Source organism: Fibrobacter sp. UWH9 (genome assembly GCF_900129715.1).
GTDB lineage: Bacteria > Fibrobacterota > Fibrobacteria > Fibrobacterales > Fibrobacteraceae > Fibrobacter.
Window position 1 is genome coordinate 39,500 of the sequence record NZ_FQWP01000005.1, and the last position, 15,035, is coordinate 54,534.

At 49.9% G+C, this 15,035-nt stretch carries 15 protein-coding genes; 13 read left to right on the forward strand and 2 right to left on the reverse strand.

Going from position 1 to position 15,035, the window contains the following annotated elements; all coding sequences use genetic code 11:
* Positions 1-30 precede the first annotated feature (30 nt).
* Positions 31-615, forward strand: a complete 585-nt coding sequence (efp, locus tag BUB94_RS05960; RefSeq protein ID WP_073235076.1) for an elongation factor P — start codon at positions 31-33, stop codon at positions 613-615.
* A gap of 139 nt (positions 616-754) precedes the next feature.
* Here the strand turns inward: efp and BUB94_RS05965 are convergent, their stop codons facing one another.
* A complete protein-coding gene (locus BUB94_RS05965) occupies positions 755-1,765 on the reverse strand; it encodes a hypothetical protein (RefSeq protein ID WP_254793684.1) in 1,011 nt (336 codons plus the stop codon).
* A gap of 39 nt (positions 1,766-1,804) precedes the next feature.
* On the reverse strand, positions 1,805-2,239 hold the full coding sequence (locus tag BUB94_RS05970; RefSeq protein WP_073161364.1) for a hypothetical protein: 435 nt from the start codon (positions 2,237-2,239) through the stop codon (positions 1,805-1,807).
* A 239-nt stretch (positions 2,240-2,478) separates the two neighbouring features.
* Between BUB94_RS05970 and thiL the strand changes: the two genes are divergently transcribed.
* The 12 genes from thiL to BUB94_RS06030 all read left to right on the forward strand — a co-directional run bounded on the left by thiL (position 2,479) and on the right by BUB94_RS06030 (position 14,925).
* A complete protein-coding gene (gene thiL, locus BUB94_RS05975; RefSeq protein WP_073161363.1) occupies positions 2,479-3,474 on the forward strand; it encodes a thiamine-phosphate kinase in 996 nt (331 codons plus the stop codon).
* Entirely contained in the window at positions 3,471-5,405 is a 1,935-nt protein-coding gene (locus BUB94_RS05980; protein WP_249269280.1) for a GspE/PulE family protein, read from the forward strand. Before thiL ends, BUB94_RS05980 begins: the two co-directional genes overlap by 4 nt.
* A 95-nt stretch (positions 5,406-5,500) precedes the next feature.
* Positions 5,501-8,041, forward strand: a complete 2,541-nt coding sequence (locus BUB94_RS05985) for an ATP-dependent helicase (RefSeq protein ID WP_073161362.1) — start codon at positions 5,501-5,503, stop codon at positions 8,039-8,041.
* A gap of 328 nt (positions 8,042-8,369) precedes the next feature.
* Positions 8,370-8,657 carry an Asp-tRNA(Asn)/Glu-tRNA(Gln) amidotransferase subunit GatC gene (gene gatC, locus BUB94_RS05990; RefSeq protein WP_073161361.1) on the forward strand — a complete coding sequence of 96 codons (288 nt, stop codon included), beginning with the start codon at positions 8,370-8,372 and terminating at the stop codon, positions 8,655-8,657.
* A 19-nt stretch (positions 8,658-8,676) separates the two neighbouring features.
* A complete protein-coding gene (locus BUB94_RS05995) occupies positions 8,677-9,393 on the forward strand; it encodes a 3-deoxy-manno-octulosonate cytidylyltransferase (RefSeq protein ID WP_073161360.1) in 717 nt (238 codons plus the stop codon).
* Positions 9,394-9,430: 37 nt separating this feature from the next.
* Entirely contained in the window at positions 9,431-9,880 is a 450-nt protein-coding gene (locus BUB94_RS06000; protein ID WP_073161359.1) for a ComEA family DNA-binding protein, read from the forward strand.
* A gap of 38 nt (positions 9,881-9,918) precedes the next feature.
* Positions 9,919-10,833, forward strand: coding sequence for a hypothetical protein (locus BUB94_RS06005; protein WP_073161358.1), 915 nt, complete (start codon positions 9,919-9,921; stop codon positions 10,831-10,833).
* The gene (locus tag BUB94_RS06010; RefSeq protein ID WP_073161357.1) at positions 10,830-11,843 is read left to right on the forward strand and encodes a hypothetical protein; all 1,014 of its coding nucleotides are present in this window, start codon (positions 10,830-10,832) and stop codon (positions 11,841-11,843) included. The genes BUB94_RS06005 and BUB94_RS06010 overlap by 4 nt, the downstream gene beginning before the upstream one ends.
* Before the next feature lie 13 nt (positions 11,844-11,856).
* Complete coding sequence (gene rsmD / locus BUB94_RS06015; RefSeq protein ID WP_073161356.1) at positions 11,857-12,411, forward strand: 16S rRNA (guanine(966)-N(2))-methyltransferase RsmD; 555 nt, start codon at positions 11,857-11,859, stop codon at positions 12,409-12,411.
* A gap of 11 nt (positions 12,412-12,422) precedes the next feature.
* Entirely contained in the window at positions 12,423-12,947 is a 525-nt protein-coding gene (gene coaD / locus BUB94_RS06020; protein ID WP_073161355.1) for a pantetheine-phosphate adenylyltransferase, read from the forward strand.
* A gap of 58 nt (positions 12,948-13,005) precedes the next feature.
* The gene (locus tag BUB94_RS06025) at positions 13,006-13,902 is read left to right on the forward strand and encodes a rhomboid family protein (RefSeq protein ID WP_073235079.1); all 897 of its coding nucleotides are present in this window, start codon (positions 13,006-13,008) and stop codon (positions 13,900-13,902) included.
* Positions 13,903-13,959: 57 nt separating this feature from the next.
* The gene (locus tag BUB94_RS06030) at positions 13,960-14,925 is read left to right on the forward strand and encodes an adenosine kinase (protein ID WP_073235082.1); all 966 of its coding nucleotides are present in this window, start codon (positions 13,960-13,962) and stop codon (positions 14,923-14,925) included.
* The last annotated feature ends 110 nt before the right edge of the window (positions 14,926-15,035 follow it).

The following is a 15,035-nucleotide window of genomic DNA, read 5'->3' on the forward strand; positions in this document are numbered from 1 at the left end:
TAGAAACATAAAACACAAAAAGAGGATAATATGGGTACTGTAAGCACCAACGAATTCCGCAAGAAGCTCAAAATCATCGTCGACGATCAGCCGTACGAAATCATTGAAAACCAGTTCGTGAAGCCGGGTAAGGGCCAGGCTTTCAACCGCGTTCGTATCAAGAACCTGGTTAACGGCCGTACTCTCGAACGTACCTGGAAGAGCGGTGACACTGTTGAAGAAGCAGATGTGACCTTCACCGAAATGACTTATCTCTACAATGATGGCGAAACCTGGTTCTTCCTGGACAACGACACTCAGGAAACCATGGAAATCCATAAGGAAAGCATGGGCGGCTGCGAAATTTGGCTCCTCGACGGTGCTACTGTTGAAGTGACCTGGTGGAAGGACCCGAAGTCTCTGGCTACCATCCCCGTCGAAGTTATTCCGCCGACCTTCGTTGACCTCATGATCATCGACGCTCCTCCGGCTGTCCAGGGCAACACCAGCGGTAACGTTCTCCGTGAATGCACCGTTGAAACTGGCGCTAAGGTCATGATTCCGCTGTTCATCGAAAACAATACCAAGATCCGCGTGGATACCCGCGACGGTTCTTATTTGGAACGTGCCAAGTAATTCGTCGGGATGGTAACCTCCGATAACTTGGCACTTCGTCAGGTAAGGAGAGCGTACTTTCAGACTGAATCAAAAAGCCCCCGTGATAAACGAGGGCTTTTTTGTTTAGGTTCAATTTTATGTGGTGGGGCTTGAGAGGTTATTTCAATGCGGTGCGGAATGCTTTGGCTACGGCATCCGGATTGTCGGATTTCAGCCAGCTTAGGGTTTCTGTTCCGCGATAGCTCCAGGCGAAGATGTTGTCGATGGCGGCCTTGCGGCTTTCTTCGACGGCGATGGCGAGGTCGTTTTCACGGCCTGCTTCGATTTGATAGGCCTTGATCCACATCTGCACGTCTTTGCCGAATTGCTTGGCGACGTCGGTCAACTTGCGGGCGGTTTCGGCGTATTTTTCGCGGACCCATTCCTCGGTAGCTCCCTTTTCCCAGTAAGGGTCGCTGGCCACTTCGTCTACGGATTCCAGTCGGGCCACCTTGCTCCAGTCATCAAGGCCTGCAGGGAACCAGGGGGGCAGCATGCAGACGCAGTTGCGCTTGCCGCGGGCGTGAACGTCTTCTGTCATTTCCTTCAGGAAGTCAATAAGGCTGTCTTCGCGGAACTGAAGGACGTCTCGGGCTTGATCCTGCTGCATTTCATCAAAGGGGGCGGCGGGCATATCGTAGCCGAAACGTTGGCGGAACTTGGCGCAGCAGACGGGGCAGCGGCAACTCCAGTTGCTGAGACCGCCCTTTTCGAAGTAGAAGTGGGGCTCATCCCAGAAGATGGTGTCTACGGCGGTGTTGCAAACGGTTTCAATCCACTTGTGCATGTATTCGCTGAACTTGGGATTGCTGGGACAGGCTGCAACCTTGGGTTTCCCGTCTAGAGCAACCTGGCACATACTGTGGTCGCGGGCGGTCAATTCCGAATAGGCTTCTCCGCCAAACACGCGGCCGATTCCCCAGGGGTTCACGTAGACTTTCAGTCCGAGGTTGGCGGAACTGTCTACGATTTTCTTCATGGTGCCGTAATAATACTGCTGGTCTTCTTCACTCCAGGTGTGGAGTACTGCGTTGAATCCTGCGGCCTTGATGTCGGCCATGTCGGCAAGAACATGCTTAGGGGAGCGCACGCCAAAGTAGCTTACGCCTTTTACTTTTACTTCCATCATTTTCTTTAAGGTCTGACTTTTTAAGTCGGATGAAAAAATCTAATTGTTACTGGCCCATTGGGGGGATCCGTTACGGACCAGGACTAACTCCAGTGTCTTGTGCCATTCTTCTTCGCTGACCGGCTTGCGGATCCAGTAGAAACCGTTTTCTTCGCAATCCTTGTCGGGGAGGGGCATGGAGTCGGGGACCAGTTCCACAATCCAGGATTCGGGGATGCCGTCGTGAAGTTTCTTGCTGAAAATCAGGTTTTCGGCCTTGGGGCGGTCGGCATGGTCCAACACGATGAGGGCCGGGGATTCGCCAATAATCAGAGCCGATTCCAGAAGGTTCGTGGCATCTTCGATGGTATTGCAGGTGTAAAGGGTAGCATCTTCGGACAGTTCATCGTGCTCCAGCAGCCAACGGAATGTCCATTGGCTCAGCTTATCCAAGCTGCCTGGTGAAGACGGTGAAATGAAAAAAATGTGACCCATTGGCTAAAATGTAAAAAAAGATAAAGCAAATTGTTCCGAAATTGGCGATTTTCCTCCGTAAAAACTACATTGTTATTGGAATCAGGTATGAGGGCGGAGCCTGCGGCTCCCTTCAGCGGTGAGCTATGAGCCGTGAGCTAGATAATCGCGCCAAAGGCGCCTTACTTTGACTCAATACACATTGCTCGCAGCTCATCCTCTTTAACCTTTAAGCTATTCACTCTTCATTGTTAATTGCTATGCTCGATCTTGGTGAATTTCGTTTTATTGACGCTCTTTTGAAGGATGCCGCCCCCCTGGAGGAACGTTCTCCCGGTAGCCGTACTTGGCTCGGGGTGGGGGATGATGCCGCCATTTTTGACGGATGGCTTGCTACCAAGGACCTTTCCGTTGAAAACACCCATTTCCGTCTTGATTGGTCGACGCCGGAACAGGCTGTAGAAAAGCATATCGTTTCAAATGTTTCGGATATTTCCGCTATGGGCGGGCGTCCCCGTATCGCCTTGCTGGGGCTTTGCCTGAATCGTCATTGGTCTGACGAAATCAAGACTAGAGTGCGTGTCGCCCTGGCCGAGGGTTTTGCCAAACGTGGAATTACCTTGATCGGGGGTGATACCGTTTCTGGCGAAGAGGGGGTGTTCTCCACAACTCTTCTCGGCGAATTGGCCGGAAGTAAACCTCTTCTACGCTCGGCGGTACAGCCTGGAGATAACTTGTATGTAAACGGAACTCTGGGCAAATCTGCTGCGGGGCTCTGGCTTTTGATGAATCATCCGGAAGACCGCGAAAAATTCCGATCCCTGGTGGAGTATCATCTGGCTCCCCGTATTTGCGAGAGGGCGGGGGCTGAGTTGGTAGGTCTACTGAACGGTGCGTCTTGTGCCTGTATGGATATTAGCGATGGGCTTTCTTCGGAATTGAATCACCTGGCATTGGCTTCCAGGGTGTCTATTGAAATTGACGAACTTTCCCTGCCAATTGATCCTGAAGTGGCGAAAATGGCTGAATGTTATGGTGTGAACCCCCTGGATTTAGTCCTGAATGGAGGGGAAGAATACCAGTTGTTGTTTGCCAATTCTAGCCCAATAAGTATATTTAATGGATATAATGATGGATTAGGCAAGGTCTACAGGATTGGTGTTGCCCGTGAATGGTCCGGGAATGACAATGTCTGCATGCTTTGCAAGAATGGAGCTAAAATGCCTGTTAAACCGCAGGCTTGGTCGCATTTATGATAAATGGTACTAAAATGAATGTGGGTCAGCTGTTGCTGCGTCAAGGTGTGCTTGACGAAGATCAGTTGGCCCATGCCATGGCGGAACACAAACGCACTGGCCTTATGCTCAGTAAGATTCTTGTTCGACTGGGCATGGTTAGCGAAGATACGCTAACGAGCATTTTGGGTGTGCAGATGCAGTCTTCCACCAAGATGCGTATTGGTGAAATGCTGATCGCTCAAGGTTATATCACCGATGAACAGCTGAACAAGGCTCTAGAAACTCAGAAGACCACCGGTAAGCGTCTAGGTCGTACCTTGGTGGATCTGGGCTTTATGCCCGAAGAACGTCTTATTGAAATTCTTTCTAGGCAGTTCGAAGTTCCTTACGTAAAGCTGGATACGTTTAGCATTGACTCCGAGGCCTACACTTACCTGCCTGAAGATATGTGTAAGCAGTACAAGGTATGTCCTTTGTACATGCAGAAGGGTGAAGACGGAATGGGTCAGGCCCATAGCATCCTGACACTTGCTATGACGGACCCCACCAACATGCGTACCATCAGCATCATCAAGTTCAAGGTGAAGATGGACGTGGACGTGGTGATGGCTTCCGATGCCGATGTGCAGAAGGCCATCGAACGAGTCTATGCTGGCCATGGTGGCGGCACCGAAGAATCTTTGGCAGACCTTATCGGTGATTCCAAGGATGGTGAAGAACTTGAGACCGTGGAACGCGGTCAGGGCAACCAGGAAGAAGAACTGAGTGACGAAGAAGGTCGCCAGGTCGTTAAGATCGTGACCACCTTGATTCACGAAGCTATTGCCCGTAAGGCTTCCGATATTCACCTGGAACCTCAGGAAACCTTCCTGAAGCTCCGCTATCGTATTGACGGTGACCTGCAGGTCATGTCTCCTATTCCGGCTCGTCTGATGCCGCAGATTTTGTCCCGTATCAAGCTGCTTTCCAAGATGGATATTGCTGAAAAGCGTAGACCCTTGGATGGTCGTTTTACGGTGCGATACAAGGGTTCTGAAGTTGACCTTCGTGTGTCTTCTTTCCCCATCTCTCTCCGTAAGCGCGGTGTCTGCGAAAAGATCGTTATGCGTATCTTGAACCCCAACTCCGGTCAGTTCCCGCTGAAGGATATGGGCTTCGATCCTCGCGTGCTCAAGCAGTTTATCGACGCTATTAACGCTCCTAACGGCATTGTGCTTGTTACTGGTCCTACGGGTTCCGGTAAGTCTACTACGCTTTACGCATCTATTGGTGAAATTCTTGATAGTACTATTAACATTTCTACCATGGAAGACCCTGTGGAATTGAATATCGACGGCGTCAACCAGGGGCAGATCAACAATGCGGCCGGGTTTACGTTTGCCGCGGGCATTCGTGCCTTGCTCCGTCAGGACCCTGACGTGATCATGATCGGTGAAATGCGTGACCAGGAAACTTCTTCAATGGCTATCGAAGCCGCATTGACGGGTCACTTGGTCTTTAGTACGTTGCATACAAACGATGCTGCTGGTGCATTCCCCCGTTTGCTGGAAATGGGACTGGAACCCTTCCTTGTGTCTACCGCTATCAAGGGCGTGTTGGCTCAGCGACTTGTGCGTCGTATCTGTAAGTTCTGTAAGGAACCGTATGAAATTTCCGAATCCCTCCGCGAAGAATTGCACTTGTCTCCGGATATGCAGTTCTATCATGGTAAGGGTTGCGATAAGTGCGACGGTTCTGGTTACAAGGGTCGTGCGGGTATCTATGAATTCCTGGTGCCTAACGAATCTGTTCGTAACTTGATCATCAAACGTTCTTCCGGTGACGTGATTAAGCGCGCCGCTATGCAGGAATGCGGAATGATTACGCTTCGTATGGATGGTATTTCCAAGGCTCTGCAGGGTATTACAACTCTGGAACAGGCTCTGGGTGCATCTACTGCCGACGATTAATAGTTCCGTAGATGTATTGCAAAACTTAGATGTCGGGACCCATGGGTCTCGACATTTTTGCTATCTTGCGAGTCCTAAAAAGTCAGGAGAGGTAAATGGCAAATATTGTGGACAATGGTGTGTTGGACCGGGAACTGAATCCGGAACAGGCTGCTGCAGCCAAGAAAATCCAGGGACCCATGCTGATTCTCGCTGGTGCTGGTTCGGGAAAAACCCGTTGCATTACCTATAAGATAGCCCATCTCGTTTCTGCCCACAATGTGGAGTCCGATCGTATTTTGGCGGTGACCTTTACCAATAAGGCCGCTCGCGAAATGAAGGAACGTATTCACAAGCTTCTGGATTGCAGGATGAGCTTCAGCTGGATGGGAACTTTCCATTCTGTTTGTCTTCGTCTGCTGAAACTTTGCCTGTCCAAGGAATCCGTAGTGGCCGCTATGGCCGGCTCGGGGGGTAGGTGGTACGACGGTAACTTCTCCATTTATGACGATGATGATCAAAAGCGTATCCTTAAAGAAATTCTTAAGGCTGACGGTGATGAAAATGTGGAAGCCGCTGATGTAAAAAAGGCTCACGCCGCCATTTCCAAGTTCAAGAATTCTATGATGGTGGTAGGGAACAGTACCTTGTTGCAGACTCCGGAAGTGGCTCGCAACAATGCTCAGTACCCTGACGAAGAAAAGTACGCCCGCTATTATACGGAATACCAGAAGAAACTTCTGGAATCCAATGCCATGGACTTTGACGACTTGCTGTTCAATACGGTGCTCATGCTGCAGAAGTTGCCCAATTTGGCGAATCAGCTGGCTACCCGTTTTCAGTATGTGGTTGTGGATGAATATCAGGATACCAACGATGTGCAGTATGAACTGCTGAAGTTGCTGATGAATGAACAGCACAATGTGACTGTGGTGGGCGACGACGACCAGAGTATTTATGGCTGGCGTGGTGCCAACATCAAGATCATCCGTAATTTCCATCGCGACTTTGCTCCGGTGACAATCGTCAAACTGGAACAGAACTACCGATCCACATCGAATATTGTCAGAGGCGCAGGGTCTGTGATCGCTCACAATATCCGTCCGCAGGAAATGCAGAAGAACGTGTTTTCCAAGCAGGAGGCGGGTGAACTGATTCATGTTCGCCACTTTATGGACGATCGCTCCGAAGCTTCTGCCATTGCCGATACTATTGCCAAGGCCGGTCCTGAATCGTATGCCAAGACTGCGGTCTTCTATCGAACAAATTCCCAGTCCCGTTCTCTTGAAAAGGCTTTGAACGATCGACGCATTCCTTCTGTGATTTTTGGTGGAACGCGATTCTGGGACCGCAAGGAAATCAAGGACATTATTGCCTATCTGCGCGTATTGGCCAACGAACGTGATGACGCCGCCTACCTCCGTGTTATCAATACGCCTCCTCGTTCCATCGGTAAGACGACTGTGGAAACGGTCCTGGAAAAGGAACGTAATGGGGAAGGTTCCTTCTGGGAAAATCTGCTGGCCGAAGCCAATGGCCTTGGACGTACGGCTCCCAAACTTAAGGGATTTACAGACTTGGTTCTCGGTTGGAAGGCTTTGGTGGCCGCAGGCGAGACTCCGCTGCCCATCCTTGCCGAAAAGATTATCAATGACGTTGGCTATAAGGAATTCCTCCGTAAGGAAGATGAGATTACTGCTGACGAAAGAATCGCTAACTTGGATGAAATGGTTAACGCCATCCGTGAATTCGATGAAGAACATCCCGGTGCTACTTTGGATGCGTTCCTCCAGGATATTTCCCTTTTGACAGATGGCGACAAGAAGGTGGATTCTTCTAAGGGACAAGTTACCCTTATGACGATTCATATGGCCAAGGGCCTGGAATTCAATACGGTTCATATTGCGGGTTGCGATGAAGAAATTTTCCCGTTGATCCGAATGTCTTCCATGATGTCTGGATCCGAGATGAATGAACAGATGGAAGAGGAACGTCGACTGTTCTATGTGGGATGTACCCGAGCCGAAAAGAAGCTGTTCCTGTATCATGCGGAACGCAGGTTCTTCCAGGGGAATATCCGTCCCTTCGCCCCGTCCCGCTTCCTCAAGGAATTGGATCCGTCTGTTGTAGATTTTGTACCGTGTGAAGATTTCGGATTTGGTGGCGGTTTCAATAGCTTCAATCAGGATTACTCTCAGGGTGGTGGCTTCAGGGCTCCTCGCATGGGAAATCCTCCTCCGCCCATTCCTCGTCGTCCGGGAGCCTCTGGTAGCTTTGGCAGTCGTCCCAGTTCCGGTAGCTTTGGTGGCCGCAGTTCCGCACCTTCTAATTTCGGTTCACGCGGCTTTAGCGGTGGATTCAGTCGCCCTGGCGCTGTTCCCGATTCCATTCGCAAGAACGATAAGCGCATTGTCTACCGCAATCCGGTTTCTGTTCCCAAGCCTGCTCCTGCGGCACCCGCAGGCCCCCGTGTGGTGTACGACGAATTCAGCGAGAATCCGTTCCACCAGGGAGCAAAGGTTCGCCACATCAAATACGGTATCGGCGTGGTTCAGAAATCCTACGGAACTGGAGACAACGCCCGAGTGGACGTCCGCTTTGGAGACGGTGTCACGAGAACCATTATCCTGAAGTACGCATCGTTGGAAGTGGTCTAGAGGGTGAACGATTAACAGTTAATAGTGAAGAGTGAAGAGTGGATGGTGGGCTGTGAGGGTGTGTCATCCCGAGCGAAGTCGAGGGGTCCAGGGACTTAGATACGAATTATGAGTTAAAGTAAGGCGCCTTTGGCGCGATTATCTAGCTCACGGCTCACAGCTCACGGCTCATAGCTCACAGCTCATAGCTCACAGCTGAAAGGAGCCGCAGGCTCCGCCCTTCTCACTCTTTTTACCGTCTACTACCGCCTTCCAACCGTCTACTTCCTACTACCTACTATCTACTTTTTTCTACATTGTTCCTGTATTTGATAAAAAAGAGGCTTTTATGCTTGAACGTGAAGAAGTATTGAAATTGGCTAAGCTTTCTCGCCTGAGTGTTTCTGAAGAGGAAATTCCGGCTCTGAAGGGTCATCTTGACAAGATGCTGAACCAGATGGAAGCTTTGAAGGCATTGAACCTTGCCGATGTCGAACCTATGACTGGTGTCGAAAATGGTGCTACCATTCTTCGCGAAGATGTTCCCATGCAGGGTTTCACCCTGGAACAGGCTTTTGCAAACGCTCCGGCCGTAGAAAACGACCACTTTGCTATTCCCAAGGTCATTGGCGGTTAATCTCTTCGATTTTTAGTCTATGACCGTGCATTGCATAGTTCCTGCCCGCATGGGGTCGTCTCGTTATCCCGGGAAACCCCTGGTCAAGATAGCTGGCAAGGAAATGATTGTACGCACCTTGGAACGGGCCCGTGATGCGGGCTGTTTTGGGACGGTGGTCTGTGCTACTGATTCTGAAGTCATTGCCGATGTAGTGACTAGGGCTGGTTTTGAATGTGTCATGACCGGTCCTGCCCAGACGGGGTCTGATCGTGTGGCTGAGGCCGCTTGCAAGCTGGGACTTGACCTTGTGGTAAACTTGCAAGGGGATGAACCGCTTGTGGAGCCTGCTTTGCTGGCTCAGGTGGCTAGGGAACTGGAATGTCATCCTGATTGCTGGGTGACGGTTGCCTGCCCCCTTAATCCTGCCGAACATCACTTGAACACCGTGGTGAAAGTCCTGGTGAAAGATGGTGTGGCTCTTGATTTTACCCGTGATGTAGACGAGCGATGTCTCGCCACAGCAGATCAGTTATCTGCGGAGTGGTTCCAACATCAGGGTGTATATGCTTATTCTCGGGCTTCCCGCGATGAATTCGCAGCTCTTCCTCAATCCGGCGTTGAATTGGAACGCTCCTTGGAACAGATGCGTATTATTAATTGCAGGACCATACGCATGGTTAAAAGTCCTTATATCTCCATTTCTGTAGATGTACCATCGGACGTGGCTGCCGTAGAGGCTCGTCTAGTCCCTTGATTTTTTAGATTCAGACCCTCGCCTTACGAGAGTTCTTATGAACGGACCAGAAAAAAAGATGGTTTTTCTGTCTTTTGTCCTTTTTGTCATGGGAATCGTTTACCGATTCTTGCCTTGGGGACTTCCTTCGATCGATACGTTCCAGGTCGGAGATCCTGTAGTCATCGCGAATGTTGAAGATTCAACTCATGGGGAATTACGCGGAGAACCGGTTGAAAAAACGGTTTTTGTTGCAGACAAAATAAAAGACAATTCTCAAAAAATGTCCAAAAAGAAGCCGCCAAAAGTTCAATTTCCCATACCGATCAATTCGGCGGATTTAGATATGCTTTGTGCCTTGAAGGGGGTTGGTCCGAAGCTTGCCGAAAAGATTATTGCCCAAAGAGAGTCCTCTGGCCCCTTTAAAAGTGAAAAAGACCTGAAAAAAGTGCCTGGAATTGGCAAGAAAAAGTTGGAGACCATACTGCAAGGGGTAATTTTTGATTAATTTTTTTAATGGAAAACTTTTTGTAAGTCATTGATAGTATGAGTGATAAGAAATTATACATGGGTATCGAGGTGGCTGACGCCTCCCTGAAAGTTGCCGTTTTTGATGTGGATGAACGCCGCGTTCTGAAGACAGCTATTCTCGAGACTGAAACCAGCCCTCTGGATGACGTTTTTGCTTTTGAATCCGTCCTCGAAGGTTGGATGGAATTTGCGAAGATTGAATCCGTAGATGCAGTTTCGGTTACCGTTCCTGCATTCAGGTCTATTGTCCGTCAGGTGTTTGTTCCGGCTGAGGCTGCCAAGACTCTGGACGAATACCTGAAGTGGTACGTTTCCCTGATTACGAATGCTGATCCTGGTGCCTATATCATCGATTACCAGGTCTTGAGCGGAAGCGAATCGCTGGGCTTTACCGTCATGCTGATTGCGGTCCGCCACCAGTGGGTGGACAACATGCGCAAGGGCTTCCGTAACAAGTCCCTCGCACCGAAGTCCCTGGACGTGGATGTTCTTTCTGTAATGAACCTGATGGCCTTTGCAGAAAACATGACTGAACTGGAATGCGTTATTAAGGCTGACTACGCCGGTGTGACGCTGATTTGGCTCACCAAGGATAATCTGCAGGCCCTGCGTTGTGTCTCTACTCTTCCCCTGGTAAACAAGACTAAGGAAGAAGCTTACAAGATCCTTGTCGAGGGCATTGTCGAACAGATTAAGGTTGCCCAGGAAGAAAATTCTGCCATTGTCACCAAGAATGTCAATCTTTGCGGTGAAATGGCTCTGGACCCCGAATTCATGGTATGCCTCAGAAAGGCTCTTCCGGATTGTCTGCTCACATCCATGGATTCTTTCTCCAACATTAGACTTCCGGTGGAAGCTGAAGATTCCGCTGCCGTATTGAGTTGCGCCGGTGCCATTGGTGCTGCCCTTTACGCATTGGAGGGTGTATGATTCATTTGAACTTGATTGATGCCGCTGAACGACTGACTGTGGTCGAGTCCGTTTCTCCGGTTCACGTTACCAGTATCGACGAACTGAAGAAGAAGAGCCGCAAGAAGGCTCTTACGGTTGCCGTTGCCGCTCTGTTTGCCATTGTTGCTTTCAGTGCCTTCCTCAGCATTTGTGGCGTTCCCGCTCCTCTGCAGGGTATTTTCCCCGAGGCTTACTTGTCTCTGATTGGTGCCGAAGATGCAAGCCGCACCGCACTTGTCATGGGCAACGGACAGCGGACTTCCGCAGGTGGTTCGTTGGAAGCTCAGGCTGCTGCACAGGCTGCCGCCCTGCGTTACCGCGACAATATGACCGCCAAGCAGGTCGTGGGTGAAATCAATCCTCAGGCTCTGTTTAACAACAAACGCACGGATTACAATTCCTACCTGCCTCTCGAAAAGGTTTCCTTCCAGAAGTCTTCTCTGGGTCAGTTCGTTGCTTTCATGAATTCGGCAACTCCCGAAGACGTGGGCTTCTCTGACTGTATCTACCAGGCTCCCAACTACTTCTATGTTCGTGGTGTGGCTGCTAAGCCTGCTTCTCAGCGCAGCTTCCTGGATCGCATCAAGACGGTTAGCTCCAACTTTAGGACTCCGCCTCTGCCGGAAAACGCTCCTGCAACCGACATTACCGCCTTCGGTCAGTACAACGTAGAGAATGTTAACCTGAATTCTGTCAACAAGTTTGTTTCCGCTGCTGAAGTTGCCAACGAAGTCAAGGCTATAAAGACCTTGGGCTCTACCAACAAGGTAACGTTCAATGGATTCGAAAAGCCTGTTGTTGAAGATTTCGGTGTCTACAAGCGTTTTACCTATCAGGTAACTACTTCTGCTGACTTTAGCGATCTGCAGGCATTTGTCGCTGCCTTTAGCGCATCTCCCATCCGCATGGGCGTTCCGTCTGTAGAAATGAAGTTTGCAAGAAAGGACTTGCTGACTGCCATTCGTTTCGAAATGTTCGTGATTCCGTAATTGGGTTGAACTCATGCCCATTCGCATCACAGGTGGAAATCTGAGGGGACGCAATGTTCCCTCTCCGGACACATCAAAAACTAGACCTACAGCCTCCCGCACGAGGGAGGCCCTCTTTAATATTCTTCAGGGCGTAGAAAATTTCCGTATGCTGGATCTGTTTGCGGGAACCGGTATCATGGGAATCGAAGCCTTGAGTCGTGGCGCCGCCAGCGTGATTGCTGTAGAAATGGCTCATGTGCAAGCCCGCCTGGTGCAACAGGCTTACAAGGCCTTGAATCTTGAATCGAAGTTGACTTTGCTGGAAAGCAATGCCCTGACTTTGTCCAAGGAAACCTTTTGCAAGGAAGAAGGCTTTGACCTGATTTACGCCGATCCTCCTTTCAAGAATATGGATTACCCGGATTTGCGCCCTTTCGTTGATTGGCTGAATCCTGGTGGCGTGGCGGTGTTCGAGGCTCCCACCAAGAATTTACCGGCCTGGGTCAAGGAATCCGAAGAAGCGGGTGAGGCCTCTGTCCGAAAGTATGGCGAATCCTCCCTGGTCATTTTCCGCAAGGCTCTTTAATTGGGGTAGAAATGTCCGAGAAGAATGTTGCTACATCTAGAGTGGCGGTCTTTGCGGGATCCTTTGATCCCTTTACTTTAGGTCATTTGGATATCGCAGAAAGGGCCTGCAAACTTTTTGATGAATTGTGGATACTGCTGGCGGTAAATACCTCCAAGAAGTATATGCTGGCTGGAGACTGCCGTGAATCTCTGGTACGGGAAGCTGTTGCCCATTTGCCCAACGTAAAGGTGGCTTCCTACGAAGGTCTTACTGTAGACTTCATGAAGTCTGTCGGGGCCCAGTTCCTGGTTCGCGGAATCCGTAACGGTATGGACCTGGATTTCGAGCAGAGCGTCTCCTGGAACAACAAGGTGCTTTACCCGGATTGCGAAACCGTGCTGCTTTCCAGCAAGCAGGAACATCTGGCTATTAGCAGTACCGTGGTCCGTGAAATCGTAAAATGTGGAATCGCTGATACCGCTGAAGGTGTCGAGACTTTAAAGAAGTTCCTGCCCGAAAATGTAATTCGGTTTATCACAAAGTCAGCTGTGTGAATTTGCTATTTTTCGTAGTGAAAATTCTTTCGACAATTTATTGAATAGGTAATGTGAAATGCGACCGTTTAGTTTTTTGCCTAAGGTTTTGCGAGTTCTGCTCCTGATCAACGCGGGTGTTTTTGCCGCAGCCTTTGTTCTGGGTGGTGTGCTAGGCTTGCAATTGAACATTCCCGGTGTTGGACCGGGCAATCTTCGCGACTATATCACTTATTTTGGCGCCTATTTCCCCACGGTTCCGTACGAAGCCTGGCGCTATGTGACTTACATGTTCGTCCATGTGGATTTCTGGCATTTCCTGTTTAACATGCTGATGCTCTGGATGTTCGGTTCCGACGTGGTGGACATGATGGGTTCGAAACATTTTACGGGCATGTACATGTTCTGCGGAATTTTTGCTGCAGTGTTCAGCCTGGTTATGTGTGTACTGGGCCTGACCAATAATCCCATTATCGGAGCCTCTGGCGCCTTGATGGGGCTGTTCGTGGCCTACTATAAGTTCTTCCCCAACCGTGTGATTCTCATGTTCATGTTCTTCCCCATGCGAATCAAGTACGCCATGTGGTTTATGGTAGGTATCGACGTGTTCATGGCTCCCTCCGGAGATGGCGTGGCTCACCTGGCTTATTTGGGCGGTGTCGTTGGTGGCTTTATCTATATGCATTTTTACGAACGTGGCTTTGGCAAGATTGGTGGTCTTGCCGACAAGTTTGAACGCGCCGCCCGCAAGGCCCGCGGCCCTAAGTTCAAGATGAATGACGGTGGCCGTGCGGAATCCAGTCGCAGTTCCCGCAAGTCGGACGAACCCTTGGAAGGTGAAGTTTTCTATGTAGACGAAAACAAGCGCATGGACGAAATCCTGAAGAAGGTGAACGAAAGCGGAATCAATTCGCTGACGGACTCTGAACGTAAATTCCTTCTGGATGCAAGCGAAAAGCTTCGCCGCCGTCGGTAGTTTTAAAAATGCGGGTCTCTGTACCCGCCTTGTTTTTTAAAGGTTGAACGAACTCATATGACTAAAAAAATTCTTGGTATTGGAGCTGCCCTGGTTGATGTCTTGGCCAATGTCAGCGAAGAATGGATGGCTGCACAGGGTGTTCAGAAGGGTGGCATGAATCATGTGGATTGGCCCCAGATGGAAAAGTTCCTGGGCGAGTTGAATAATCCCATTCGCGTTCCTGGCGGTTCTACCTGCAATACCATGGTGGGTATTTCGAAGCTGGGTGGCGATTCCGCCTTTATTAGCCGCGTGGGTGATGACGAACTGGGTCGACTGTTCCAGAATCATCTGAAGTCTCACAATGTGGAAAATCGTATGGGTCTTTCTGACGTGGCTACGGGTTGCGTCTTTAGCGCGGTGACTCCCGATGCCCAGCGTTCTATGTGGACTTTTTTGGGTGCGTCTAACGATATGAAGTCTGAGGATTTCTGCCCGGAACTGTTTGATGGCGTCTCCCTGATTCTTGCGGAAGGTTATAGCGCCTTCGATACCGAAAATTTCAAGAAGTGCTTTACCTTGGCCCGTTCCCTTGGTGTTGAAACCGCTCTGGATTTCAGTTCCTTTGGGGTGGTGGATGCCTGCCGCGGCTTGTTCGATGAACTCTTCGAAAAGAAGATGATCGATATCGTGATTGCCAACGAAGACGAAGCCTTCGCCTATGCCGGTGTCAAGGAAGAGGCCGCTCTTGAAGTTCTTGCCAAGAAGGCCAAGGTGGCTGTGGTTAAGATCGGCAAGCGTGGCGCCTTGATTGCCAAGGACGGCGTGGTGACTCGTGTGGAGGCTGGTGCTGCCAAGGCCATTGATACCACCGGGGCAGGCGACCTGTGGGCTGCCGGTTTCCTTTATGGCTATATGAATGGCTGGGATATGGATCGTGCCGGTAAGTTGGGTAGTGTTGTTTCTAACGAAGTGGTGCAGGTCATGGGTGCCATGATTCCTGAAGAGGGGTGGAAACGCATTAAGTCAACGGAATTGTAGTCTTTTTTACGAAAATTCGGCTGATTTAATCACTCTTTGTAAAAGACAGTTTACGGACTGTCTTTTTTTGATATATCTTTAGTGGTAGTAAAATTGTGTTTTGGAGGCTA

What these genes read in the sequence shown, in the direction of transcription:
- BUB94_RS05985 (WP_073161362.1), top strand. Translation starts at nt 5,501, where the DNA reads ATGGCAAATATTGTGGACAATGGTGTGTTGGACCGGGAACTGAATCCG.
- BUB94_RS06025 (WP_073235079.1), top strand. Translation starts at nt 13,006, where the DNA reads ATGCGACCGTTTAGTTTTTTGCCTAAGGTTTTGCGAGTTCTGCTCCTG.
- BUB94_RS05965 (WP_254793684.1), bottom strand. Translation starts at nt 1,765, where the DNA reads ATGATGGAAGTAAAAGTAAAAGGCGTAAGCTACTTTGGCGTGCGCTCC.
- gatC (WP_073161361.1), top strand. Translation starts at nt 8,370, where the DNA reads ATGCTTGAACGTGAAGAAGTATTGAAATTGGCTAAGCTTTCTCGCCTG.
- thiL (WP_073161363.1), top strand. Translation starts at nt 2,479, where the DNA reads ATGCTCGATCTTGGTGAATTTCGTTTTATTGACGCTCTTTTGAAGGAT.
- BUB94_RS06030 (WP_073235082.1), top strand. Translation starts at nt 13,960, where the DNA reads ATGACTAAAAAAATTCTTGGTATTGGAGCTGCCCTGGTTGATGTCTTG.
- efp (WP_073235076.1), top strand. Translation starts at nt 31, where the DNA reads ATGGGTACTGTAAGCACCAACGAATTCCGCAAGAAGCTCAAAATCATC.
- BUB94_RS05995 (WP_073161360.1), top strand. Translation starts at nt 8,677, where the DNA reads ATGACCGTGCATTGCATAGTTCCTGCCCGCATGGGGTCGTCTCGTTAT.
- BUB94_RS06005 (WP_073161358.1), top strand. Translation starts at nt 9,919, where the DNA reads ATGAGTGATAAGAAATTATACATGGGTATCGAGGTGGCTGACGCCTCC.
- coaD (WP_073161355.1), top strand. Translation starts at nt 12,423, where the DNA reads ATGTCCGAGAAGAATGTTGCTACATCTAGAGTGGCGGTCTTTGCGGGA.
- BUB94_RS05980 (WP_249269280.1), top strand. Translation starts at nt 3,471, where the DNA reads ATGATAAATGGTACTAAAATGAATGTGGGTCAGCTGTTGCTGCGTCAA.
- BUB94_RS06010 (WP_073161357.1), top strand. Translation starts at nt 10,830, where the DNA reads ATGATTCATTTGAACTTGATTGATGCCGCTGAACGACTGACTGTGGTC.
- BUB94_RS05970 (WP_073161364.1), bottom strand. Translation starts at nt 2,239, where the DNA reads ATGGGTCACATTTTTTTCATTTCACCGTCTTCACCAGGCAGCTTGGAT.
- rsmD (WP_073161356.1), top strand. Translation starts at nt 11,857, where the DNA reads ATGCCCATTCGCATCACAGGTGGAAATCTGAGGGGACGCAATGTTCCC.
- BUB94_RS06000 (WP_073161359.1), top strand. Translation starts at nt 9,431, where the DNA reads ATGAACGGACCAGAAAAAAAGATGGTTTTTCTGTCTTTTGTCCTTTTT.